Source organism: Vibrio olivae, assembly GCF_042428525.1.
GTDB lineage: Bacteria > Pseudomonadota > Gammaproteobacteria > Enterobacterales > Vibrionaceae > Vibrio > Vibrio olivae.
In genome coordinates, this window is record NZ_JBHMEP010000071.1 from 1 (window position 1) to 663 (window position 663).

At 34.7% G+C, this 663-nt stretch carries 1 protein-coding gene; it reads right to left on the bottom strand.

The window, feature by feature from the left end; translation table 11 throughout:
- Nucleotides 1–10: 10 nt before the first annotated feature.
- The coding region (locus ACFFUV_RS23530; RefSeq protein WP_390198390.1) for an IS982-like element ISEfm1 family transposase at nucleotides 11–663 on the bottom strand (653 nt) is incomplete at its 5' end.

The following is a 663-nucleotide window of genomic DNA, read 5'->3' on the forward strand; positions in this document are numbered from 1 at the left end:
CTAGTTAATTTTAATATCCTAAAGAATATTTCAAAGTTCCTTCAAAACGTCGTTGTGCTCGATTTAATAGAACACTGTAAGCCAGTAATATGCTTTCAAATCTACTCTCTAGCCCTTTAACAGAACGTGAGTTGAAATTTTGACAACCTAATTTTTCTAAGGAAGAAAAAACAGTCTCAACTGTTTTTCTTTGTTTTCCAAGTAAGCTGTGGTCTAGTTTTTCTGATTTATCCATGTTTTTACGTGGCGGAACGGATATAGTAATGCCCTTAAGGGCAAGCTTTTCATGGATTTTATGGCTAATATATCCTTTGTCCCCTAGGATATTGGGAAGATTCGCTTCTTCCGATAAAGTCTCTAACACTTTCACGTCATGGACACCTGGATTCGTGATTGAGTAAGTAATCGGAAAGCCAGTCTTAGTAACGATCATATGAATTTTAAGACCATAAAAATAAGATTTTTTTGTTGAGTTATAGCCAACTTTGGCTATTTGATTCAATAGTTTTGCTTGTCTATTTCTAACTGGTTTACATAATGGACTAGGAAAACTATCTATAATTCCGACTAGTTCACCTTTGGTGAGCTTCTTGATGAAAAAGTATCGAATAATCTTGATAGTGTAAGCTAAGTTTGAACTTAAGCGAGTGAATCGACTCCTAC